Source organism: Streptomyces sp. MGP-P1, from assembly GCF_057766565.1.
On record NZ_JBYMEM010000007.1, the window covers coordinates 2,232,439 to 2,256,727 of the forward strand.

Here is a 24,289-nt window from a genome sequence, read left to right on the forward strand (position 1 = left end):
GCCGTTCTCGACCTGACCGGCCGTTCCCGACCGGCCCGCACGCCCCGCACCTGCCGCTCCGCCCCCGCTCACCGAACGACGAGAGTCCGCCGCCATGTACGAGTTGTCCCGGGTCCGCCTCTACTCCATCGGGCCTGCCGGTGCGCGCTACGCCGACACCGTCCTCGACCTGCGCGGCGTCGGCGCACCCGTTCCCAGCCCCGCCCCCGCCCAGGCGGAGTTCTTCGAGGACGAGCCGGTCGGCCCGCCCCGCCGACCCGCCCCCGCGGGCGTCCTCTTCCTGGAGAACGGCGGCGGCAAGTCCGTCCTGCTCAAGCTGATCTTCTCGGTGATGCTCCCCGGCCACCGCAACACCCTCGGCGGCGCCAGCTCCGGCGTGCTGCGCAAGTTCCTCCTCGCCGACGACTGCGGGCACGTCGCCCTGGAGTGGCAGCACACCCTCACCGGTGAGTGCGTCGTCGTCGGCAAGGTCAGCGAGTGGCGCGGCCGTCAGGTCTCCAACGACCCGCGGAAGTTCGCCGAGGCCTGGTATTCGTTCCGGCCCGGCCCCGGGCTCAGTCTGGACAGCCTGCCCGTCGCCGAGTCCTCCGCCGTGGGCCGCCCCGCCGAAGGCGTCTCCGGCGCACGCGGCAGGCGGCGCACCATGAAGGGCTTCCGCGACGCGCTGGTGGACGCGGGCAAGTTCTACGCCCACCTCGACGTGCACTGGGAAGAGATCCACGACCGCTGGAACGAACACCTCGGCGACCTCGGTCTCGACCCCGAACTCTTCCGCTATCAGCGCGAGATGAACGCCGACGAGGGCGAGGCCGCCGGGCTCTTCGCGGTGAAGAAGGACTCCGACTTCACCGACCTCCTGCTCCGCGCCGTCACCGACACCCGCGACACCGACGGGCTCGCCGACCTGGTCAGCGGCTTCGGCGACAAGCTGGGCCGCCGCGCCGAGCTGACGGCCGAACGCGACTTCACCGCAGGCTCCGTGGACCTCCTCAACCGGATCGTCGAGGCCACCGACGCCCGCGCCCGCGCCCGCGACATCCACGCCGGCGCCGAACGCCGCACCCGCACCCTGGCCCGCCGGCTGACCGCCCGCGCCGCCGAGGAGCGCGGTCGCACCGCCGAGCTGGCCGAACGGGTCACCGCCGCCGCCCACACCGTCACCGAGGCGGAGTCCACCCGGGGCAGCCGTTCCCTGATCGCCGCCGAACTCGCCTACCGGCATGCCTCGCTGGCCCTGACCGCCGCCGAGAAGAACGCCGCCGCCGGCCGCAAGGAGCTGGTCGAGGCCCGCACCCTGCACGCCGCCTGGCAGGCCGCCGAAGCCGTCCTGCGCCACCGGGCCGCCGCCGACCGCTCCGCCAGGGTCGCCGTCGCCATCCGCGAAGCCGAACGCGACGCCGCTCCCGCCCTCGCCGCCCGCTCCGCCGCCGCCACCGACCTCGTCCGCGCCCTGCACCGGGCCGCCGAGGAGGGCGAGCGCGTCGCCAACGAGGAGGAGGAGCGCTCCGACACCCTCCAGGCCACCGGCGAACGCGCCCACCGCGACGCAACCGTCGCCGCCACCGAGGCCCAGCGCGCCCGCAGCGAGGCCGGACACCTGCGCCAGCGCCTCGCCGAAGTGGGCCAGGAGACCGCCGAAGCCGTCAAGGCGGGCTGGCTCGACGACACCGCGCCCGACGCCGACCCGGCCCGCGCGGCCCTCGCCGCCAGCGACGCCGAACAGTCCGCCGTAGCCGCCTGGGACACCGCCCGCGAAGCCGCGCGCACCGCCGCCGACACCGCCCGCGAGGCGGCCGCAGCCGAGAGCCGCGCCGATCTGGCCGCCGCCCGCGCCGCCGACGGGGCCAGGGCGGCCGAGCAGAGTCACGAGGACGAGCTCCGCGCGGCCGAATCCATCGCCGCCGACCCCCGCCTGGGCGACCTGCTGGGCCTTCCGTCCGGCACCGGCGTCCCGCACCCCCGCAGGGAAGCCGCCGACGAACCGTCCGGACCGGACCGGGGATCCGGGGCACGCCCCGGCCCCAGGGCCGACGGCGCCACGGCCACCTCCGCCGAACCGGCCGCCGATCGCGTGGTGGCCCTCGCCGACCAGCCCGCAGCCCCCCAGCAGCCGCTGACCGCCCAGGAGTTCGACCGCAGCGCCGACGAGCTGCGCGACCTCCTCGACCAGTCCGTCGCCGCGGCCGAGCGCCGCCTCTTCGACCTGCGCACCGCCGCGGCCGACGACGCCCGCATCCTCGGCGCGCTCGGCGAGGGCGGGCTGCTGCCGCCCGGCCCCGACGTCCTGGCCACCGTCGAGTATCTGGGCGAGCACGGCATCCCCGCCCTGCCCGGCTGGCGCTATCTCGCGCAGGCCGTCGACCCGGCCGACCACGCCGCCGTCCTCGCCGCCCGCCCGGAGCTCGTCGACGGCGTCGTCATCACCGACCCCGACGCCCACACCCGCGCCCGCGAGGTCCTCGGCGGCGCGGCCCTGCTGCCCCGCTCCGCCGTGGCCGTCGGCACCGCCGCCGCCCTCCTGGCCCCCGTGCCGGCCGCCGGCACCGGCTCCGACGCGCAGCACGACGGCGTCTTCCTCGTCCCGCCGAACCCGGCCATGCACGACGAACACGCCGCCGACGAGGAGCGTCACGCGCTGCGCAGCCGCGCCGCCGCCCGCGACGAGGACATCAGGACGCTCGCCGCCCGCCTCTCCGGGGACCGCGCGCTGGCCGCCCGCATCGGCTCCTGGCGCGCCGACTGTCCGCCCGGCATGCTCACCGAACTGGCCGAGGCTGCCGCCACCGCCCGTACGGCGGCCGAGAGCGCCGAAGCCGTCCTCGCCGAGGCCCGCACCGCCCGGGCCGAGGCCGACGAGGCCGCCGCCGACACCGCCCGCGTCCGCGACGAGCGCCAGGAAGCCGCCCAGCGGGCCCGCCGCGCCGCCGACGCCCTGGCCGGACTCGCCCACCGGCTGCGGGAGCGCGCCGGCTGGCAGGTCCGACTGCGCGAACTGGTCGACGAGGCCGCCGAGTCCGAGGCCCGTGCCGCCGTCTGCCTCGAACTCGCCCGCGCCGCCGACGAGGACCGCAGGGCCGCCCAGCGCGCCGGGGACGACGCCCGCCGCACCGCACGCGCCCTGCGGGCCGAGCGCGCCGAGATCGCCGGCGTCCCCGAAGTCCTCCCCGAGGAGGACCAGTCGAAGGCCCGCACGGCCCTGCCCACCCTGCGCGAGGCCTACCGGGCCGCTTCCCAGCTCTACGAGAAGGTCGGCGTCGGCGCCGACCTCCGCGCCGAACAGGCCCGCGCCGAGAGCGACGAGAGCGCCGCCCTCGCCGAGCTGGACCGGCTCACCAACAAGGTCCGCACCCGCGCCGCCCAGCTCCTGGAGGGCACCGACGGAGCCGACGGACCCTCCCGCCAGGCCGCCGCCGCCCGCGCCGAAGCGCACGTCCAGCTCCTGGAGACCCGCGCCTCCACCGCCAGCGAACATCTGGGACGACTGCGCGGCGAGGCCGAGCGGCTCGCCCCCGACGACGAGCGACAGCACCACACCGAACTGCCGGACGACCTCGTCCCGGCCGACGCCGAAGGAGCCCAGGCCCTCCTGCGTACCGCCACCGCCGAACTCGCGGCCGCCACCGGGGCCCTGGACACCGCCCGCGCCGCCCACAGCGAACTGCTGCACGCCCACCGCACCGCCGAGGACTCCGCCGGCGGCTTCGACGAGACCGCGGCCCTGCTGCGGGACCTCCTGCGCGACCACGGCACGGAGGACGGCGCCGAGCACCCCGACCCCTACCCCGGCACCCTGGAGGAGGCCCGGCAGTCCGCCGCCGAGTCCCGCCGCTCCCTGCGAGGCTGCAACACCGACCTCTCGGCGGCCGAGAGCGCCGTCCGGGAAGCGAGCGACGTCCTCGTCCGGCACGCCAACTCCACCCGGTACGAACAGGTCCGCACCCCCGCCCGCCAGCAGATCCGCGAGCTGCCCGCCTCCGCACTGCCCGAGCACGCCCAGAGGTGGGCCGACGCCTTCGCCCCCCGGCTCCGCGTCCTCACCGACGAACTGATCCAGCTGGAACGCAACCGCGACTCGATCGTCGACCGGCTGCGCGGCCTGGTCGACTCCGCGCTCACCACCCTGCGCTCCGCCCAGCGGCTCTCCCAGCTCCCCGAAGGGCTGGGGGAGTGGTCGGGGCAGGAATTCCTCCGGATCCGATTCGAGGAACCCGACCAGGCCACCCTCACCGAACGCCTCGGCGAGGTCGTCGACGAGGCCACCCGGGCCGCCCTCAAGAAGAATTCCGACCTACGCCGGGACGGCATGTCCCTGCTGCTGAGGGGCGTCGAGGCGGCGCTGCGGCCCAAGGGCATCGCGGTGGAGATCCTCAAGCCGGACGCCGTGCTGCGCGCCGAGCGCGTCCCCGTCGGGCAGATGGGCGACGTCTTCTCCGGCGGGCAGTTGCTCACCGCCGCCATCGCCCTCTACTGCACGATGGCGGCGCTGCGCAGCAACGACCGGGGCCGCGACCGCCACCGGCACGCGGGCACCCTGTTCCTCGACAATCCGATCGGCCGCGCCAATGCCACGTACCTGCTGGAGCTCCAGCGGGCGGTGTCGGACGCGCTGGGCGTGCAACTGCTCTACACGACAGGCCTGTTCGACACGACCGCGCTCGCCGAGTTCCCCCTCGTCATCCGGCTGCGCAACGACGCGGACCTGAGGGCGGGGCTCAAGTACATCAGCGTGGAGGAGCATCTGCGTCCCGGTCTGCCGCAGCAGGACCCGGACGGAGAGACGGTCCACGGCGAGATCACGGCGACCCGCATGTTCAGGAGGAACGAGCAGGCGGCCGCCGAAACCCCGGCACCACGGCCCCGCGCCTGACCACGGGCCACCACCACCGCTGCCGGTCGGGCGGAGCCGCCCGGCAGCGGTGGCCGAACCGCGGAGCGGCCCCGTCAGCGACGACGGTCCGCGATCAGGTCCGTGGATCAACCCCGTGCTCGGGTCCGCTCAACCCCGTGCTCGGGTCCTTGGATCAACCCGAGATCAGGTCCGCTCAATCCCGCGATCGGGTCCGCGGATCAGCTCCCCGCGTCAGGCCCGGGAGAGGTCTCCGGTCTTCCGGCGGCCGTCTATGCCACCGCCTGTGCCGTCCCGCTCGGCGGCTCGCTCGGCCCGGCGGGACCGCCGCCGCTCACGACGTATCTGCCGGGCCGAACTGCTCGGCGCCGATACCACGCCGTTGCGCTGGTTCCACACCTGCCGGGTCACCCAGACGTCGAGCACCGACCAGGTGGCGACCACCGTGCTGGCCACACTGCTGAGCACCATCGGGAAGGCCAGCCAGGAGCCGGTCAAGGTGCTCAGAAAAGCGACCATCGCCTGGATGATCGTCAGCGACATGATGAGCACGGCGCGCACGGCGGCCGTCCGCACCGCGTCGGGCATCCGGCGCTTCGAGGCCGGCTCCTCCACCCACAACTGCCGCGGCACCCGTGCCCCGTCCGCGGCTTCTGTTCTCGCGGCCGCCGGTGCTCCGGCGCTCCCGCGTTCCTGCGTACTCAAGGACCTTCAACTCCCCACCACTGTCCGACTTCAGGGTGGCTGCCCGGCTCGCGCCGGTTCTACGCGGGCGGACACGTCCACCCTGCCGCGCACGACCCCACCGTGCGTCTACCCCGTACATATGGACGAACCACCCGTCCCGAAGATTCCCCTGGAAAACGCCCGCAGGGCACAGAAGGGCACGGAGCGAAGAATTCCAGCCAACTGATACGTGCTGGTGCTGACAGGTCCAGCCGGTACCCTCTGTCGCTTTCGCGAATTTCATCTCCGGGAATACCGGGACAACTCATGATCAAGTCCAAGATGGACGGCTGAAAATCATCCGGACGTGCCTTCGAGTTGTCTCGGTGTCAGTAGTAGGCTCGCGCCGTTTATTGACGCAGGACGGACCTCGCCCGCGTCCGCCCGATGCGCACCGGTGTACGCATGGTGCGCGGCGAGGCGGGGCCGAGGGACGACCGGGAGAAGACCATCCCCGCGGTGCGGGGCCGATCTGGGGGAGGCCATGCGCTTTCGCGGGAAGTCCATCCGCAGGAAGATCGTGGCGTTGCTGCTGGTGCCGCTCGTCTCCCTCACGGGCCTCTGGGTCTTCGCGACCTACATCACCGGCCGTCAGGCCGACGAGCTGATGAGCGCCGGTTCCATCGTGGAGAAGGTCGGCCACCCACTGGAGGACGCCGTCCGAGCCGTCCAGGACGAGCGACGGCAGACACTGGTCTTCCTCGCCGATCCCCGGGCCTCCGACGCGCTCCCCGTCCTCATGGGCCGGCGCGCCGCCACCGACCGCATCGTGGGCGAGGTCAGGGAGAACGCCCGGGAGCAGGACGTCCGGGAAGCGCTGAGCGCCTCGGACGCGAGCCGCCTGGACGCGATCCTCAGCGCCGTCGACGGACTGGACGCCCTGCGTGAATCGGTCGAGAAGCGCACCATCAGCCGGGCCAAGGCGCTGGACTTCTACAACGGCCTGGTCGACCCCTCGTACCGCTTCCTCACCGGACTCCACACCCTGGAGAACGTGTCGATGGACCAGCAGATGCGGGCCCTGGTCGGGGTTTCCCGGGCCCGGGAGATGCTCTCCCGCGAGGACGCCCTGATCGCCTCGGGCCTCATCGCGGGCCGCTTCACCACCTCCGAGCTGCGCCAGATATCCGGGCTCGTGGCCCAGCGCGAGCTGCTCTACGAGGTCAGCCTGGGCAACCTGCCCGCCGCGGAGCGCCGCCGCGTCGAGCAGTTCTGGGGCAGCCCCGACACCGAACCGCTGCGCACCGCCGAGGACGCCCTGATCGCCGCCGGTCCGACGAGGGGCCCCGGCGCCGTCGACGCCGACCACTGGGAGGAATCGGCCGTCACCGTCCTCGACCGGCTGGCGGGCGACGCCACGGAGATGGGCAATCGTTTCCAGGACCGCGCCGAACCGGCCGCCTACCGGGTCCTCGTCCAGGCGGGGATCGCCGGAGTCCTCGGCTTCCTGGCCCTGATCGTCTCGGTCTTCGTCTCCGTACGCATCGGCCGGCAACTCGTCCGCGACCTCTCCCGACTGCGCAAGGACGCCCACGAGGTCTCCGGCGTCCGGCTGCCCAGCGTCATGCGCAGGCTGGCCGCGGGCGAGCAGGTGGACGTCGAGACCGAGGCCCCGCACCTCAGTTACGAGCCCGACGAGATCGGCCAGGTCGGACAGGCGCTCAACACCCTTCAGCGGGCGGCCGTCGAGGCCGCGGTCAAGCAGGCGGACATGCGGCGCGGCGTCTCCGAGGTCTTCGTCAACCTCGCCCGCCGCAACCAAGTTCTCCTGCACCGCCAGCTCACGCTGCTCGACGCGATGGAGCGCCGCACCGAGAACGGCGACGAGCTGGCCGACCTGTTCCGCCTCGACCACCTCACCACCCGCATGCGCCGCCACGCCGAGGGCCTCGTGATCCTCTCCGGTGCCGCCCCCTCCCGCCAGTGGCGCAAGCCCATCCAGCTGATGGACGTCGTGCGGGCGGCCGTCGCCGAGGTCGAGGACTACGAACGCATCGAGGTCCGGCGCCTCGCCCGGATCGGGGTGGGCGGCCCCGCCGTGGCCGACCTCACCCACCTGATCGCCGAACTCCTGGAGAACGCCACCGTCTTCTCACCCCCGCACACCGCGGTCCAGGTGCACGGGGAACGCGTCTCCAACGGCTTCACGCTCGAAATCCACGACCGGGGCCTCGGCATGGCCCCCGAGATCCTCCTCGACGCCAACCTGCGGCTCGCCGAGACCCCCGACTTCGAGCTCTCCGACACCGACCGGCTGGGCCTGTTCGTCGTCAGTCGGCTCGCCCAGCGGCAGAACGTCCGCGTCTCCCTGCAGAAGTCGCCGTACGGAGGCACCACCGCGGTCGTGTTCATCCCCGCGGCGCTGCTCACCGACGCCCCCGACACCCACGGCACCGGGTTCCGCCTCGACCGTCGGGCCGAGCGGGCGATCGGCAGCGGACGGAGCTCCGACGCGGCGCAGGATGCGCCGGGCACGGCCCCGGGCGTGGAGCGCCGCGTCAACGGCCGGTCCCCGGCCCTGTCTCCGGTGCCGACCGGGCTCACCGCACCGGGCGTCCTGGACGGGCCGGTCGAGCTGGAGCCCCCGGTCGGCCCGCTGGACTTCACCGGCGACCCGCTGGACCGTTCGCCGGATCCGGAACTGGACCCGGCCCTCGGTCCCGTCCTGGACGGCGTGTCCGACCTGGAGGACACCGAGAGCGAGCGAGGCGGCATCTTCCGCGCCCGGGACCTGCGCCGCGAGGGCGACCGCGAGCCCCGCCGCGACGAGCCCGGCTCCATGCGCCGGGCCACCGACCGGGACCAGCACCAACAGGCCCGCGACCACGCCGACGAGCCCACGGCGGAGGTGCGCCCGATGCGCCCCGCAGGACCCGTCCCGCTGCCGCGCCGTAACCCGCCGACGCTGGTCACCGACCGGGGCCGCCGGGTCGACGACCCGGGCGACGACCCGGTCGAGACCCCCGGGAGGGCCACGGGCCCGGTCCCGCACACCGCCGACCAGGAGCCCGAGGCGGCCGGCAGGTCCCGGACCACCGAAGCGCCCTGGACCGTACGAGCCGCCGTGCACCGCACGACAGAGACGCACCGTGCGACAGAGACGGACCGTGCGACAGAGACGGACCGCACGACAGAGACGGACCGCGCGACGGCGCCGCCCCGTGCCGCGGAGCCGTCCCGTACCCGTACCCGTGCCACAGAGGCATCCCGCGTCACGGACGCACCGCGCGTCACGGAGGCACCGCGCGTCACAGAGCCGTCCCCGGTCCCCGGGGCACGGCACGACAGGACTCCGTCCCCCGCCGGCCCACCGGCGCCCGACACCGTGGGCGGACTGCCCCGGCGGGTCCGGCAGGCCAGCCTCGCCCGCCAGCTCCGTGAGGAATCCGCGGACCGGACCCCGCAGCGGGCGCCCGTGGACACGTTCGACGACGGCGAGCGCGACGCGGACGAGGTACGCGACCGCATGGCCTCCCTCCAGCGGGGCTGGCAGCGCGGCCGTCGGCAGAACGCCGCCGATTCCCCCGCGACCACCGATCCCACCGCGACCACCGAGCACACCGATACCGCCGAGCACATCGAATCCATCGCGAACACCGAAGACACCGGCGGCCCCGGTGGCACAGCACCAGGAACCACTCCGGGAGGGGACGGTCGATGACCGCACCGAACGCCGCAGCACACAACCCCGCACGCCAGGGCTCGGGCGAACTGAACTGGCTGCTCGACGAGCTCGTCCAACGCGTCGCGAGCATCCGCAAGGCGCTGGTGCTCTCCAGCGACGGGCTCGCCACCGGGGCGTCGGGCGACCTGACGCGTGAGGACAGCGAGCATCTCGCCGCCGTCGCCTCCGGGTTCCACAGCCTCGCCAAGGGAGTGGGCCACCACTTCGACGCGGGCCGGGTCCGCCAGACGGTCGTCGAACTGGACGAGGCCTTCCTCTTCGTGACGGCCGCCGGCGACGGGAGCTGTCTCGCCGTCCTGGCGGACGCCGACTCCGACGTGGGCCAGGTCGCGTACGAGATGACACTTATGGTCAAGCGCGTGGGGGCCCATCTGGCCAACGCCCCACGGACGACCGGTCTGCCCGCCGGAGGGTGAGGGTGGCGGGCATGAGCGCCGACTCCCCCCGGGGCACCGGCCCCGGATCCACGGACGGGTCCGTCGACCCCCAGGTCTCGCGGTGGTACGACGCGGAGGCGGGACCGGTGGTCCGCCCGTACGCGATGACCCGCGGGCGCACCAGCAGCGCCTCCCGCCACCGCCTCGACCTGATCGCGCTCGTCGTGCCGGAACCGGCCGCCGACGATCCCGGCCGGGACCAGACGCTCGCCCCCGAACACGTGACGATCGTCGAACTCTGCAGCGACATGCCCCAGTCGATCGCCGAACTCGCCGCCGAACTCGACCTGCCCGTAGGGGTGGTACGGGTCCTGGTGGGCGACCTCGTCGAGGACGAGCTGGTGCACGTCACCCGTCCCGTTCCGCCGGCCGAGCTGCCGGACGTGAACATTCTTCGCGAGGTTATCAATGGCCTTCGGGCGCTCTAGCCGCCGCAAGCAGCGGCACGTCGAGCCCGTCACCCTGAAGATCCTGGTGGCGGGAGGGTTCGGCGTCGGCAAGACGACCGCGGTCGGCTCGGTCAGCGAGATCAGGCCCCTGCGCACCGAGGAACGCCTCAGCGAGGCGGGCCGCCCGGTGGACGATCTGGCGGGGGTCGAGTCCAAGACCACCACCACGGTCGCGATGGACTTCGGCCGGATCACGCTGCGGGAGGACCTGGTCCTCTACCTGTTCGGCACGCCGGGCCAGGACCGCTTCTGGTTCCTGTGGGACGAACTGGCCCAGGGATCCCTGGGCGCGGTCGTCCTCGCCGACACCCGGCGCCTTGAGGACTGCTTCGCCGCAGTCGACTACTTCGAGCGCAGGCGGATTCCGTTCACGGTCGCGGTCAACACCTTCGAGGGCGCCGAGCGGTTCCCGACCGAGACCGTGCAGGCCGCCCTCGACCTCGACCCCGAGGTCCCGGTGCTCGTCTGCGACGCGCGGGACCGGTCCTCCGTCCGCGACGTCCTGGTCGCGGTCGTGGAGCACGCCCTGGAGCGCGCGGCACGGGCCCGCGAACCCGTCACCACCTGAGCCGGGGGTCCACGGGTACGCGTACGGCCCGTACCCCCGCCGACAGGGGTACGGGCCGCACGTCGTCCGGCGGACCGGGCCCCGAGTGTTCTGCGGCGGTGGCGCCCGGTCAAGTAAAAGGCAGGGAAAACCTGGTGGGGCGGCCGACTCAGCGGACCGCCACCACCGCCGAGCCGTGCCCGAACAGACCCTGGTTCGCCGTAATGCCGACCCGTGCGCCCGGTATCTGCCGCTCCCCGGCCCGCCCGCGCAACTGCCGGGTGAGCTCGCGGACCTGCGCGATGGCCTGGGCCGGGACCGCCTCGCCGAACGAGGCCGGACCGCCGCTCGCGTTCACCGGAATCCGGCCGCCCAGCGCGGTCGCCCCCGTCCGCAGCAGCTTCGCCCCCTGGCCGGGACCGTAGAGCCCGATGCCCTCGTACCACTCCAGCCCCAGGGCCGTGGACAGGTCGTAGACCTCGGCCAGCGAGAGATCCTCCGGCCCGGTCCCCGCCTCCTCGTACGCGGCCCGTGCGATCGAGGCGCGGAAGCTCTCCGCCCGTACGTGACGAACCCGCGCCACCACTTGCCCCACGGGTGCATCCTGGCCCCGAGGACGGCCACGTCGCCGGTCCTTCCGCCGGTCATGACCCGGTCTCCGCCGCCGCGACGGGACGCCAGTGCCAGGTCGTGTGCACGACCCCCGTCGCCCGGTCCTCGTCCAGGACTCCGGGTACGACCTTTACCGCCGAGCCGACGGGAAGATCGGCCACGCCTACCCCGGGGGCGGCCTGCCCCAGCACCACCACGCGCTCGGCGGCCGGCTCGACGGCGACCAGGGTGTACGGAGTCCAGGGCGCCTCGGGGTCGCTGACGTACGGGGGAGGGGGCCGGTAGCGCCCGTCGGTGGAGGACCACACCGTGCCCCGCTTCGACAGCGGAGCCTCCTGCAAATCGCCCCGGGGCAGCCGGGGTTGCGGCAGCGGTCGTCCTCCCGGGGGAAGTGCACCGACCGGCAGCCGGAGCACCGGGGGCCCAGCAGCCGGAAGTCCCCCTCCGCGGCGTCCTCGGTGAACCAACCGGCCACCACGGGTATGCGCGTGCGCGACAAAGCCCCTCCCGGCACCGAACCTGACGGGAGGTCAGGAGTGTGCCACGGGAGCCCTTGTCCGGCGAGGGGCCCGGCCCGCCGGACCCGGACGGGCCCGGCCGCGACCGGCCCCGACCTGCCCGTGCTCACCCCTGCCCGTGCTCACCCCCGCTGGTGCTCCCGTCCTCGCCGTGCTCCGCCAGCCACTTCGCCGCGGTCTCCGCCAGCTCCGCGTCCCGGCCCGCGAGCATCGTCCGGATCATCCGCGCGTCACCGCGCAGCGACCACGCCGGATGCCCGAACGTGGCCGGGTTGTTCTTCTCGATCAGGAAATGCGCGGGCCACGCCGTGCCGTAACCGATCAGGGGCAGGGCCGCGAGATAGCGTTTCCGGCCCCGCGCGAGCCCGTACGCGGAGATCGCGAGCCCGGTCAGGGTGCCGGTGAGATGGACCCAGCGGGTGGCGGCACGGGAGTGCATCGCGACGTAGTACGGCCAGAATTCCTCGTACGTATCGAACGTCTGCTGTGACATACGGGCACCGTAACCGCCCGGTCGGCAACCGAACACGCCCCTTTCGCGTCCGAGATGAAGAACGGGCGGCCGGAGCCCACGGGGGTGGTCCCGGTCGCCCGTTCCCCGCCCCTCGGGGCGGACTGTTTTCGGTCAGCGCCCGGCGACCGACCGGCGGTGCACCGGGAAGTCGAAGAAGGTGTCCGGGAACGGCTCCGGCCTGAACGTGAAGTGCCACCACTCCTCCGGCAGGTTCACGAACCCCACTTCGCCCAACGTCCGCTTCAGGAGCTGCCGGTTGGCGCGCTGAGGGCCCTGGATCCGGGGATCGTCCGTGTGCGACAGGGTGTCGAAGCAGTCGTAACCCGTGCCCATGTCCACCGAGTTGTCGGGGAACCGCACGTCCTTCGGCGCGAAGCAGGGAGTCAGCCCCTCGCCCGGACGGTACGGCCTGGTCGGCAGGGCGGGGAGCCGGACCAGGGTCAGGTCCACCGTGCTGCCCCGGCTGTGCCCGGACTTCTCCGCGATGTAGCCGTCCTCGAACAGCCGGTCCTTGTCGACCCGCGGATAGAACTCCCCCTTCATGGTCTGGTCGTCGAGGTCCTTCGCCCACCGCACGAAATGGTCCACCGCCCGCTGCGGCCGGTAGCAGTCGTACACCTTCAGCGAGTACCCCTGACGCAACAGCCGCTGCTGCGCCAGGTGCAGGGCACGGGCGGCGGGCCGGGTCAGGATGCAGACCGCCTGCCGGTATCCGTCCACCCGCTCGCCGAGGAAAGTGTGCGCCGTGGTGTAGCGCATCTCCTGGATGATCGTCGGGTCCACCGAGCGCAGCGCCACGAACTCCTCGGGGGCTTTCGGTTCGGGGCGCGCCTGTGCCGCGGGGGAGAGGGCGGTGACGGCGAGGAGGGCGGCGGCCGTGGCGGCCAGAGCACGCAGAGCGGTACGCATTCGTGTCATGGGCACACCGTCTATCAGCTTCGTGGCCTCCGGGAAAGAACACGGCGTCGCCTCCCCCGGAAACCCGGGACGGCCCGAGAGCCGAATGCACCGAACAGCCGGAAGCGCCGAACAGCCGGAAAGCCGGTTCGATACAGTCCGCCCGTGTCCGAACCCGGCAGCAGCCCATCCCCGACCGCCGCCCCGCAGCCGCCCCGGTACGTACGGGACTCCCACTGCGGCACCTGCGGAGCCCCGTACACCTCGCTACCGTCCGCCGACGCCTGGCCCCGCACCTGCCCGCACTGCGGAACCACCGCCTACCGCAACCCGCTCCCCGTCGCCGTGGCCCTGCTCCCCGTCACCGGCCCGGGCCCCACCGGCCTCGTCGTCATCACCCGCGCCATCGAGCCGCAGAAGGGCGGAACGGCCCTGCCCGGCGGGTTCATCGACCACGCCGAGGACTGGCGTGCGGCGGTCGTCCGGGAGCTGCGCGAGGAGACCGGCATCGAGGCCGCCGCAGAGGACGTCCGTCTCGCCGACACCCTCAGCGACACCGCCGGCCACCTCCTGGTCTTCGGCCTTCTCCCGGCCCGCCCCCTCGCGAGCCTCCCGCCCTCGGTCCCCACCCACGAGACATCCGGCTACGACGTCCTGTACGGCCCGCGCCCCCTGGCCTTCCCCCTGCACACGGAAGCGGCCGACGCCTGGTTCGCCGGCCGCCACAGCTGAGGCCGACCACAGCTGAGGCCGACCACAGCTGAGGCAGGCCCCAGCTGGGACCACCGCGCCCCGCGCCCCGCGCGCCGGACACGCACGCGCAGCGCCCCGCCGCCCCCCTGATCCGACGTGATCCAGACGAGAGATCCTGGGCGGGACCGCCCTCAGACCCGCCCTCGCCCCCGCACCCGTACCGGACAGTCGACCCCGCCCTCCGTGCCGTCCCGCTCCACCACCACGCGGTCGCCCTCCCACCGCGACACATACCGCTCGACCTCCGCCTCCGCCCACCCGTCCCCCGGGTCCCGCACCACCAGCCCGCCCCCGGTGGCCCCCGGCGCGGGCGCCCACACCTCCAGCTCCGGGCCGCCGTCCGCACCCCGCACCGGAATCACCGAGCCCGCCCTCGCCAGCACCGGCACCCGCGACAGCGGAGCGTCGACCAGGACCTGGCCCGGGCCCTCGTACGCCCGCCCGGTCGCCGTGTCGTACCACCGCCCCCGGGGCAGCCGCACCGCCCGCCGCCGCGTCCCGGCCTCCAGCACCGGAGCCACCAGCAGCGCGTCGCCCAACAGGAACGCGTCCTCGCACTCCCGCAACGCCCGGTCGCCCGGCGCACCCCACCACATCGGCCGCACATAGGGGGCGCCGGTCAGCCGCGCCAGGTGCGACAGCGTCACGAAGTACGGGCGCAGCCGCTCCCGCTCCACCAGCGCCGCCCGAGCGTGCTCCAGCACCTCGGGACCGAACTCCCACGGCTCCCGCCGCCCCGCGTCGATCGCCGCATGGGTTCGGAACAACGGCAGATACGCCCCCAGCTGGAACCACCGCAGATACAGCTCCGGCGACGGGAACCCGTCGAACCCGCCCACATCCGGACCCGAGTACGGCACCCCGCACAGCCCGAGCCCCACCACCAGCGCCAACGACGCCCGCAACCCCGGCCACCCCGTTGACACATCACCGGACCAGGTGCCCCCGTACCTCTGCATCCCCGCCCAGCCCGACCGCGAGAACAAGAACGGGCGCTCCTCCGGACGGAACCGCAGGAGCCCCTCATATCCCGCCCGCGCCATCGCCAGGGCGTACACGTTGTGTGCCTCCCGATGGTCACCACCCGCGCCCTCCAGCACATGCCGGGCCGAACGCGGCAGCGACGGATCCCCGAACGCCGCGAACGACACCGGCTCGTTCATGTCGTGCCAGACCCCCGAGAAGCCCTGCGCAAGCCGCTCCTCGTACAGAGATCCCCACCAATCCCGCACAAGCGGATCGGTGAAGTCCGGATAGACCGAGGTCCCCGGCCACACCTCCCCGACCACCACCCGCCCCCGCGCGTCCCGGACGTACGCCCCCCGCTCACCGACCGCCGCCCCCGCGTCGAACACCGCGTCGCCCGGCTCCGCCTTCACCGCCGGATCCACGATCGAGACCAGCCGCACCCCGTCCTCGCGCAGCTCCTTCGCCAGCGCGGGCAGGGCGGGGAACCGCGCACGGTCCACCGTGAACACCCGGTGCGCGTCGTAGTGGTCGATGTCCAGATGCAGCACCGACAGCGGCAGCCCCCGCTCCCGGTACCCGTCGACCACCCGCCGCACCTCCACCTCGCTGCCGAACCCCCACCGTGCATGCTGCGGCCCCAGCGCCCAGGACGGCGGCAGCGCCGGCGCGCCCGTCAGCGCCGTCCAGCCCTGGAGCACCCGGGCCGGCGTCCCCGCCACCACCCAGCAGCGCAGCGGCCCGCCCTCCATCCGCACCTCGCAGCCGCCCGGCCGGTCATGCCCCGAACCGGCGCCCTCCTCGCCCTCCCGCAGCACCACCCGGCCCGCCCAGCTGTTGTCGTGGAACACCAGATGCGTCCCCGCGTCCGACACCACCACCTGCACCGGCATCGTCAGATACAGCGGATCGTCCCCCGGACCGAAACGCCCGCCCGGATCGGTGTTCCACAGCCCGTACACCCCGTCCCGCAACCGGGGCCCGCCCGCCCGGCCCCCGAGCCCGAAGAACCGCGCGTCCGCCGGCACCTCCGAGCGCTGCACCCACCGCACCGGCCCCCCGCCCACCGGCTCCCACCAGCGCGGCGGCAGCTCCCGCCGCAGCAGCAACCCGCCCGGCGTACGCAGCTCCACCGCCCCGGTCCGCGACACCACCACCGTCAGCCGCTCCGACACCACCTGCCAGCCGCCGTCCTTGTCCGGCTCCAGCACCGCCCGCGGATCCGGCGCGGGCGCCTCGCCCGCCACCGCGTACGACGGCAGCGGCTCCGCCCCGTCCCACGCCCAGAACACCGCACCGCCCACCGACACCCGGATACGCAGCTCCGAACGGACGAACCGCACCACACCCCCGCCCGGGCCCGGCTCCGCACCCGTCAGCGCACCGGGCACCCGGGCCCGCTCCACCCCGCGCGGCGGCAGCGCCGCCGCGTCCGCGGACCGCCGCCGCCACGCCGAACGCACCGTGCGCAGCCCCCGCACCGAACCGACCAACCTCACCCGACGCACCAGGTCACGACCGTCCATGGCGCACACCCTGCCACCCGTCCGACCCGCTGAACCTCCCGTTCAACTCCCGTTCACCCATACCGTGCCCCGCGAACAGGACCCCCCGTCGCACCGGGCCACCCTGGTGCCGAAGACGATCACATGGCATCGTCCGTGTCAGCCGCTCACGCGCACATCCCGGCCCGTGCGGCACCGACACGCCCACCCCGCGTACCCGTACAGCCAGGGAGCAGCCCTCATGACCGCAGCCACGCCCGACGCCCCGCTCTGGCAGCCCGGCCCCGACCGCATCGAGGCCGCGGCCGTCACCCGCTTCCAGAACTGGGCCGCGACCCGGTACGGCGCCCCGGCCGAGGGCGGATACGCGGCCCTGCACCGCTGGTCCGTCGACGAACTCGACACCTTCTGGCAGGCCGTCGCCGAGTGGTTCGACATCCGCTTCTCCACGCCGTACGAGAGCGTCCTCGGCGACCGTGCGATGCCCGGCGCCACCTGGTTCCCCGGCGCCACCCTCAACTACGCCGAACACGCCCTGCGCACCGCCGAGGACCCGGCCCGCGCCGACACCCCCGCCCTGCTGTACGTCGACGAGACCCACACCCAGACCCCCGTCAGCTGGGCCGAGCTCCGCCGCCAGGTCGGCGCGCTCGCCGCCGAACTCCGCGCGCTGGGCGTCACCCCGGGCGACCGCGTCAGCGGCTACCTCCCCAACATCCCGCAGGCCGTCGTCGCCTTCCTCGCGACCGCCGCCGTCGGCGGCATCTGGACCTCCTGCGCCCCCGACTTCGGTGCCCGCAGCGTCCTCGACCGGTTCCAGCAGATCGAACCCGTCGTCCTGTTCACCGTCGACGGCTACCGCTACGGCGGCAAGGAACACGACCGCACCGAGACCGTCGCCGAACTCCGCCGCGAACTGCCCACCCTGCGCGCCGTCGTCCACATCCCGCTGCTCGGCACCGACGCCCCCGAAGGCGCGCTCGCCTGGGCCGCCCTCACCTCCGCCGACACCGAACCGGTCTTCGAACAGGTCCCCTTCGAGCACCCCCTCTGGGTCCTCTACTCCTCCGGCACCACCGGCCTGCCCAAGGCCATCGTCCAGTCCCAGGGCGGCATCCTGCTCGAACACTTCAAGCAGATCGGCCTGCACTGCGACCTCGGACCCGAGGACCGCTTCTTCTGGTACACCTCCACCGGCTGGATGATGTGGAACTTCCTCGTCTCCGGCCTCCTCACCGGCACCACCGTCGTCCTGTACGACGGCAGCCCCGGCCATCCGGACGTCAGCGCGCAGTGGCGGATCGCCGAACAGACCGGCGCGACGCTCTACGGCACCTCCGCCGCGTACGTCATGGCCTGCCGCAAGGCCGGCATCCACCCCGGCCGAGACTTCGACCTCTCCCGGGTCCAGTGCGTCGCCACCACCGGCTCCCCGCTCCCGCCCGACGGCTTCCGCTGGCTCCACGACGAGGTCGCCGAAGACCTCTGGATCGCCTCCGTCAGCGGCGGCACCGACGTCTGCAGCTGCTTCGCCGGAGCCGTCCCCACCCTCCCCGTCCACATCGGCGAGCTCCAGGCCCCCTGCCTCGGCACCGACCTCCAGTCCTGGGACCCGGCCGGCAAACCCCTCATCGGCGAGGTCGGCGAACTCGTCGTCACCAACCCCCTCCCGTCCATGCCGATCCGCTTCTGGAACGACCCCGACGGCAGCCGCTACCACGACAGCTACTTCGACACGTACCCCGGCGTCTGGCGCCACGGGGACTGGATCACCCTCACCGACCACGGCTCGGTGATCATCCACGGCCGCTCCGACTCCACCCTGAACCGCCAGGGTGTCCGCATGGGCTCCGCCGACATCTACGAGGCCGTCGAACGGCTCCCCGAGATCCGCGAATCCCTCGTCATCGGCCTCGAAGAACCCGACGGCGGCTACTGGATGCCGCTCTTCGTCCACCTCGCCGACGGCGCGACCCTCGACGACGACCTGCGCGACGCGATCAAGCGGACCATCCGCGAGAACCTCTCCCCGCGCCACGTACCGGACGAGGTCATCGAGGTCCCCGCCATCCCGCACACCCTCACCGGCAAGCGCATCGAGGTCCCGGTCAAGCGCCTCCTCCAGGGGACCGAACTGGCCAAGGCGGTCAACCCGGGCTCCGTCGACAACGTCGACCTCCTGCACTTCTACGCCGCCCTGGCCGCGAACCGCCGCCGTTAGGTCGCTTGTCAGTCCCCCTGATTACGCTGAGTGAGCAAGGATTCACCGCGCACAGGGGGACACATGGCGCAGACCGGCCACACCGAGAACAGCACCACCCACCACACGAAGCACAGCGCCACCATGCGACGCACCTTGCGCCGCGAAGCACCCAGCACGATCGGCCTCCTCGCCGACGCACAGGACTTCGCGGCCATGCGGCGCTACCGCACCTTCGCCTTCGACGACCACACCGTCTATCTCCAGCAGGTCGAAGGCCTGCTCAAAGCACTCGCGGCCCAAGGCGTGCACACCACCGTCGCCCTCTTCGACCCGGAGGACTACGCGGAGTTCTGTGCCGAATCGGGCCTCGACGCCGACACCGGAGCCAGCCGCAGCCGCTTCACCGCGGAGATCGCCGCCGCCGGAGCCACGGTCGCCTACACCGGCCAACGCCTGAGCGACCTCATCCCCGTCCTCGTCTCCCGAGCGGTCCGCCAGGCCACCTGGGAGTACGCCACCCTCCTCCTCGCCGACCTCGGCACCTGCGCCGACTGCGGCCAGGACATCGGACGCGCGGCCTTCGACCGCGCCTCGCACCTCCTCACGCGCCTACTGGAAGCGGCGGGACCGGGCACCCACCACCTGGTGTGCAGCACCCCGACGGACAGCGACCAGCTCCTGGCCATGCTGCACACCCACCGCGACACCGCGGGACCGGCCCGCCTCGACAGCTCGGAGGGCGCGGAGTTCGCCACCGTCCTCGCGGTGGCCATCGCCCTGGAATCGCGCGGGGGAGTCGTTCTGCGCACCAGCGCCCCCGACAGCCCGGACCGCGTCCACGGCTGGCGCCTGGCCCACGGAGCCCTCGCCCCGCTCACCGCGGGCGAGGTCTTCAACGCCTACTGCACCGACGCGGACACCGGAGAGCCCGTCTCCCCGGAATCCGGCGTGGAGTACTGCGCGGGATTCGACATCGGAGCCGACCCGGCTGAGCCCCACCGCTGACCCACCACGACCACACAGCAGGAGGGGCTTCCCGCCACCCGGCGGAAAGCCCCTCCTCGACCTGCGGATTCCCGGCTACTCGCCGGACAGCACAGCCTGAGCGGCGCTGCGCGCCTCGTCGGCCGAGTCCGCCGCACGAGCGGCGTTCGCCGCCCGCTCGCACTGCGCCAGCGTGTACTTGGCCAGCGTGGCCCGCACATAGGGAATGGACGCGGCGCCCATCGACAGGGAGGTGACACCCAGACCCGTCAGCACACACGCCAGCAGCGGATCCGCCGCCGCCTCACCGCACACCCCACAGCTCTTGCCCTCGGCACGCGCCGCGTCGGCGGACAGCGCCACGAGATCCAGCAGCGCCGGCTGCCACGGGTCCTGGAGCCGCGACACCGCGCCCACCTGGCGGTCGGCCGCGAAGGTGTACTGCGCCAGGTCGTTGGTGCCCAGCGACAGGAACTCCACCTCCTGGAGGATCGACCGCGCCCGCAGAGCGGCGGACGGAATCTCCACCATCGCACCGAACTTCGCCCGCAGCCCGGCCTCGCGGCACGCGTCCGCGAACGCCTTGGCGTCGATGCGGTCGGCCACCATGGGGGCCATGACCTCCAGGTACACCGGCAGCCCCTCGGCGGCCTTCGCCAGCGCGGTCAGCTGGGTACGCAGCACGTCGGGGTGGTCCAGCAGGCTCCGCAGCCCACGGACGCCGAGCGCCGGGTTCGGCTCGTCGGCCGGCGTCAGGAAGTCCAGCGGCTTGTCGCCGGCGTCCAGCACACGCACGACGACACGCCCCTCGGGGAACGCCTCCAGCACCGCGCGATAGGCCGCGATCTGCTTCTCCTCGGAAGGAGCCTGCTTGCTGTCGTCCAGGAACAGGAACTCGGTCCGGAACAGCCCGACGCCCTCCGCCCCCGCCTCGACCGCCGCGGGCACGTCGCCCGGACCGCCGACATTGGCGAGCAGGGGCACCTTGTGCCCGTCCGACGTGGCGCCGGGACCGGTCGAGGCGGACAGCGCCGCCCGGCGAGCGGCGGCGGCACTCTCCAGCTCGGCGCGCTTCTCGTCGCTCGGGTCGACGAAGATCTCGCCCGTGCTGCCGTCCACCGCGACGACGGTGCCCTCGGCCAGCTCACCGGCGCCGGGCAGTGCCACCACGGCGGGAACGCCGAGCGCCCGCGCCAGGATCGCGCTGTGGCTGGTCGGCCCGCCCTCCTCGGTGACGAAGCCGAGCACCAGCGTCGGGTCGAGGAGCGCGGTGTCGGCCGGCGCGAGGTCGCGCGCGATCAGCACATACGGCTCGTCGCTGTCCGGCACGCCCGGCATCGGCACGCCGAGCAGCCGCGCCACGATCCGGTTCCGCACGTCGTCCAGGTCCGCGACCCGCCCCGCCAGGTACTCCCCGGCATTGGCGAGCAGCGCCCGGTACGCGGCGAACGCGTCGTACACCGCACGCTCGGCGGTGCTGCCCACGGCGATCCGCCGATCGACGTCGGACATCAGCTCGGGGTCCTGCGCCATCATGGCCTGCGCCTCGAGCACGTGCTGTGCCTCGCCGCCGGCCAGGTTGCCGCGCGCGATCAGATCGGCGGCGACCGCTTCCACCGCCTGCCTGGCGCGCCCCTGTTCGCGACCGGCCTCCTCGGCGGGAATCGATTTGGCGGGCGGCTCCAGCACCGCCGTACCCATGTGCCGAACCTCGCCGATGGCCACACCGTGGCTCACGCCGACGCCTCGCAGCGTTGTCTCCATTTCACCCGTCTCCGGTTGTGCGGCGACCGAGTCACCGCGGTGGTTGTGCAACTGGCTGGTCACTGCGCCCGAGGCGTCACTGCCAGCCGAAAAGCGGGTCGCCGACCTTCACGTCCCCGTCCTCACGGACATCGGAGAGCGACTCGGCGGTGGCCTCCAGGGCCACGATCGGGCAGATGGGTGACTTGCCGGCGGCCTCGACGGCGACCGGGTCCCAGCGCACGATGCTCTGGCCCCGGGTCACCGTGTCCCCCTTGTTCACGAGGAGCTCGAAGCCCTCGCCGTTGAGCTGGACGGTGTCGATGCCGAGGTGCGTCAGGACTCCGTGCCCGTCCGCGTCGACCACGACGAACGCGTGGGGGTGCAGGGAGACGACGATGCCGTCGACCGGGGACACAGCCTCGGAGGGCTCACGTACGGGGTCGATGGCGGTGCCGGGACCGACCATCGCGCCCGAGAAGACCGGGTCGGGAACCGCGGCGAGTCCGATGGCGCGTCCAGCAAGAGGGGACGTCACGTTGGTCATGGGGAGCCTCCCAGGGGGTGGAGATTCAGATGTCGCCGCCGCGACTGATGGGGGACGGCGTACTGCTCAGCAGAGTAAGTCATATGAAGTCCCGGTTCCGCCCGAGACCTACCGCTTGGCGGACCTAGGGGCGCACCAGAAACGATTTGCCTCGGTCCCCGGCGGCCTGTACTGTCGTACTCCTGCCTGACCCCAACGCGACTTTGAGTCGGGGGTCGGCGGCGACCTTCAAGCCCAGATCCTAACCTTCAACCCTCCTTCGGCATGCCCGCAGGACGTGGTCAGAGGGACAGGAAAGGCCTGATAGAGTCGGACTCGCCGAAAGGGAAACGCGAAAGCGAATTACCTGGAAGCGAAAAGCGAGACCCGCTTGACCGGGAATCGGACACGAAAGAGTCTGATAGAGTCGGAAACGCAAGGCAGCAGGACAGCAAGACAAAGAAGTAAACGAAGGGAAGCGCCCGGAGGGCCCCGGTGAAACGGGACCGAAGGAAGCGTCCGTTCCTTGAGAACTCAACAGCGTGCCAAAAGTCAACGCCAGATATGTTGATACCCCGGCCTGCTTCGGCAGGTTGGTGGTTCCTTTGAAAGTCCTACGGGTCCACTTCGGTGGCCGGTAGGCAATGACACAGCGAGGACGTTGTGAACAACGGGTCTTATTCCGACCGGTTGTTCCGCTCTCGTGATGTGTGCACCCGATTACGGGTAAACATTCACGGAGAGTTTGATCCTGGCTCAGGACGAACGCTGGCGGCGTGCTTAACACATGCAAGTCGAACGATGAAGCCTTTCGGGGTGGATTAGTGGCGAACGGGTGAGTAACACGTGGGCAATCTGCCCTTCACTCTGGGACAAGCCCTGGAAACGGGGTCTAATACCGGATAACACTCTGTCCCGCATGGGACGGGGTTAAAAGCTCCGGCGGTGAAGGATGAGCCCGCGGCCTATCAGCTTGTTGGTGGGGTAATGGCCTACCAAGGCGACGACGGGTAGCCGGCCTGAGAGGGCGACCGGCCACACTGGGACTGAGACACGGCCCAGACTCCTACGGGAGGCAGCAGTGGGGAATATTGCACAATGGGCGAAAGCCTGATGCAGCGACGCCGCGTGAGGGATGACGGCCTTCGGGTTGTAAACCTCTTTCAGCAGGGAAGAAGCGAAAGTGACGGTACCTGCAGAAGAAGCGCCGGCTAACTACGTGCCAGCAGCCGCGGTAATACGTAGGGCGCAAGCGTTGTCCGGAATTATTGGGCGTAAAGAGCTCGTAGGCGGCTTGTCACGTCGGATGTGAAAGCCCGGGGCTTAACCCCGGGTCTGCATTCGATACGGGCTAGCTAGAGTGTGGTAGGGGAGATCGGAATTCCTGGTGTAGCGGTGAAATGCGCAGATATCAGGAGGAACACCGGTGGCGAAGGCGGATCTCTGGGCCATTACTGACGCTGAGGAGCGAAAGCGTGGGGAGCGAACAGGATTAGATACCCTGGTAGTCCACGCCGTAAACGTTGGGAACTAGGTGTTGGCGACATTCCACGTCGTCGGTGCCGCAGCTAACGCATTAAGTTCCCCGCCTGGGGAGTACGGCCGCAAGGCTAAAACTCAAAGGAATTGACGGGGGCCCGCACAAGCAGCGGAGCATGTGGCTTAATTCGACGCAACGCGAAGAACCTTACCAAGGCTTGACATATACCGGAAAGCATCAGAGATGGTGCCCCCCTTGTGGTCGGTATACAGGTGGTGCATGGCTGTCGTCAGCTCGTGTCGTGAGATGTTGGGTTAAGTCCCGCAACGAGCGCAACCCTTGTTCTGTGTTGCCAGCATGCCCTTCGGGGTGATGGGGACTCACAGGAGACTGCCGGGGTCAACTCGGAGGAAGGTGGGGACGACGTCAAGTCATCATGCCCCTTATGTCTTGGGCTGCACACGTGCTACAATGGCCGGTACAATGAGCTGCGATGCCGCGAGGCGGAGCGAATCTCAAAAAGCCGGTCTCAGTTCGGATTGGGGTCTGCAACTCGACCCCATGAAGTCGGAGTTGCTAGTAATCGCAGATCAGCATTGCTGCGGTGAATACGTTCCCGGGCCTTGTACACACCGCCCGTCACGTCACGAAAGTCGGTAACACCCGAAGCCGGTGGCCCAACCCCTTGTGGGAGGGAGCTGTCGAAGGTGGGACTGGCGATTGGGACGAAGTCGTAACAAGGTAGCCGTACCGGAAGGTGCGGCTGGATCACCTCCTTTCTAAGGAGCACTTCTTACCGGGCTTCGGTCTGGTCAGAGGCCAGTACACCGGCGAATGTTCGGTGCTGGTTGCTCATGGGTGGAACGTTGACTATTCGGCATGATGAGCACGGTTTCGT

General features: G+C 72.0%; 14 protein-coding genes, 1 rRNA gene and 2 pseudogenes. 9 read left to right on the forward strand and 8 right to left on the reverse strand.

The window, feature by feature from the left end; all coding sequences use genetic code 11:
- The first annotated feature begins 94 nt into the window (after positions 1-94).
- Complete coding sequence (locus AC3CH1_RS31575) at positions 95-4,867, forward strand: hypothetical protein (protein WP_488465987.1); 4,773 nt, start codon at positions 95-97, stop codon at positions 4,865-4,867.
- A 213-nt stretch (positions 4,868-5,080) separates the two neighbouring features.
- On the opposite strand, the gene AC3CH1_RS31580 is transcribed toward AC3CH1_RS31575, so the two are convergent.
- Positions 5,081-5,434, reverse strand: a complete 354-nt coding sequence (locus tag AC3CH1_RS31580; protein WP_488466782.1) for a hypothetical protein — start codon at positions 5,432-5,434, stop codon at positions 5,081-5,083.
- A 622-nt stretch (positions 5,435-6,056) separates the two neighbouring features.
- Between AC3CH1_RS31580 and AC3CH1_RS31585 the strand changes: the two genes are divergently transcribed.
- Genes AC3CH1_RS31585 through AC3CH1_RS31600 form a run of 4 tightly spaced genes read left to right on the forward strand, consistent with a single transcriptional unit; the run spans position 6,057 to position 10,711 of the window.
- The gene (locus tag AC3CH1_RS31585) at positions 6,057-9,233 is read left to right on the forward strand and encodes a nitrate- and nitrite sensing domain-containing protein (protein ID WP_488465988.1); all 3,177 of its coding nucleotides are present in this window, start codon (positions 6,057-6,059) and stop codon (positions 9,231-9,233) included.
- Positions 9,230-9,673, forward strand: coding sequence for a roadblock/LC7 domain-containing protein (locus AC3CH1_RS31590; RefSeq protein ID WP_018960626.1), 444 nt, complete (start codon positions 9,230-9,232; stop codon positions 9,671-9,673). The genes AC3CH1_RS31585 and AC3CH1_RS31590 overlap by 4 nt, the downstream gene beginning before the upstream one ends.
- Before the next feature lie 11 nt (positions 9,674-9,684).
- Complete coding sequence (locus tag AC3CH1_RS31595) at positions 9,685-10,122, forward strand: DUF742 domain-containing protein (protein ID WP_488465989.1); 438 nt, start codon at positions 9,685-9,687, stop codon at positions 10,120-10,122.
- Entirely contained in the window at positions 10,103-10,711 is a 609-nt protein-coding gene (locus tag AC3CH1_RS31600) for a GTP-binding protein (protein ID WP_265602816.1), read from the forward strand. The genes AC3CH1_RS31595 and AC3CH1_RS31600 overlap by 20 nt, the downstream gene beginning before the upstream one ends.
- A gap of 148 nt (positions 10,712-10,859) precedes the next feature.
- Here the strand turns inward: AC3CH1_RS31600 and AC3CH1_RS31605 are convergent.
- The 4 genes and pseudogenes from AC3CH1_RS31605 to AC3CH1_RS31620 form a co-directional block, all read right to left on the reverse strand.
- Positions 10,860-11,246: pseudogene (locus AC3CH1_RS31605) on the reverse strand (thiolase C-terminal domain-containing protein); the annotation flags it as partial.
- 88 nt (positions 11,247-11,334) lie between these two features.
- Positions 11,335-11,801: pseudogene (locus tag AC3CH1_RS31610) on the reverse strand (Zn-ribbon domain-containing OB-fold protein).
- A 125-nt stretch (positions 11,802-11,926) separates the two neighbouring features.
- On the reverse strand, positions 11,927-12,313 hold the full coding sequence (locus AC3CH1_RS31615) for an Mpo1-like protein (protein WP_488465990.1): 387 nt from the start codon (positions 12,311-12,313) through the stop codon (positions 11,927-11,929).
- A gap of 132 nt (positions 12,314-12,445) precedes the next feature.
- Positions 12,446-13,243: a M15 family metallopeptidase gene (locus AC3CH1_RS31620; RefSeq protein WP_488466783.1), complete on the reverse strand. Its 798-nt coding sequence runs from the start codon at positions 13,241-13,243 to the stop codon at positions 12,446-12,448.
- Positions 13,244-13,396: 153 nt separating this feature from the next.
- Here AC3CH1_RS31620 and AC3CH1_RS31625 point away from each other — a divergent pair, with 153 nt between their 5' ends.
- Positions 13,397-13,963 (forward strand): NUDIX domain-containing protein, encoded by a 567-nt coding sequence (locus tag AC3CH1_RS31625; protein ID WP_488465991.1) that lies wholly within the window; start codon positions 13,397-13,399, stop codon positions 13,961-13,963.
- Between the two features lie 152 nt (positions 13,964-14,115).
- On the opposite strand, the gene AC3CH1_RS31630 is transcribed toward AC3CH1_RS31625, so the two are convergent.
- Complete coding sequence (locus AC3CH1_RS31630; protein WP_488465992.1) at positions 14,116-16,476, reverse strand: glycoside hydrolase family 31 protein; 2,361 nt, start codon at positions 16,474-16,476, stop codon at positions 14,116-14,118.
- Between the two features lie 220 nt (positions 16,477-16,696).
- Here AC3CH1_RS31630 and AC3CH1_RS31635 point away from each other — a divergent pair, with 220 nt between their 5' ends.
- Together AC3CH1_RS31635 and AC3CH1_RS31640 are read left to right on the forward strand one after the other, a co-directional pair.
- Positions 16,697-18,676, forward strand: a complete 1,980-nt coding sequence (locus tag AC3CH1_RS31635; protein ID WP_488465993.1) for an acetoacetate--CoA ligase — start codon at positions 16,697-16,699, stop codon at positions 18,674-18,676.
- Between the two features lie 63 nt (positions 18,677-18,739).
- Positions 18,740-19,663: a hypothetical protein gene (locus AC3CH1_RS31640; protein ID WP_488465994.1), complete on the forward strand. Its 924-nt coding sequence runs from the start codon at positions 18,740-18,742 to the stop codon at positions 19,661-19,663.
- A gap of 75 nt (positions 19,664-19,738) precedes the next feature.
- On the opposite strand, the gene ptsP is transcribed toward AC3CH1_RS31640, so the two are convergent.
- Together ptsP and AC3CH1_RS31650 are read right to left on the reverse strand one after the other, a co-directional pair.
- Positions 19,739-21,406 carry a phosphoenolpyruvate--protein phosphotransferase gene (gene ptsP / locus AC3CH1_RS31645; protein ID WP_488465995.1) on the reverse strand — a complete coding sequence of 556 codons (1,668 nt, stop codon included), beginning with the start codon at positions 21,404-21,406 and terminating at the stop codon, positions 19,739-19,741.
- Positions 21,407-21,482: 76 nt separating this feature from the next.
- Entirely contained in the window at positions 21,483-21,932 is a 450-nt protein-coding gene (locus AC3CH1_RS31650) for a PTS sugar transporter subunit IIA (RefSeq protein ID WP_018960637.1), read from the reverse strand.
- Between the two features lie 712 nt (positions 21,933-22,644).
- On the opposite strand from AC3CH1_RS31650, the gene AC3CH1_RS31655 reads away from it, so the two are divergent.
- A 16S ribosomal RNA gene (locus tag AC3CH1_RS31655) occupies positions 22,645-24,170 on the forward strand.
- Positions 24,171-24,289: the final 119 nt, after the last annotated feature.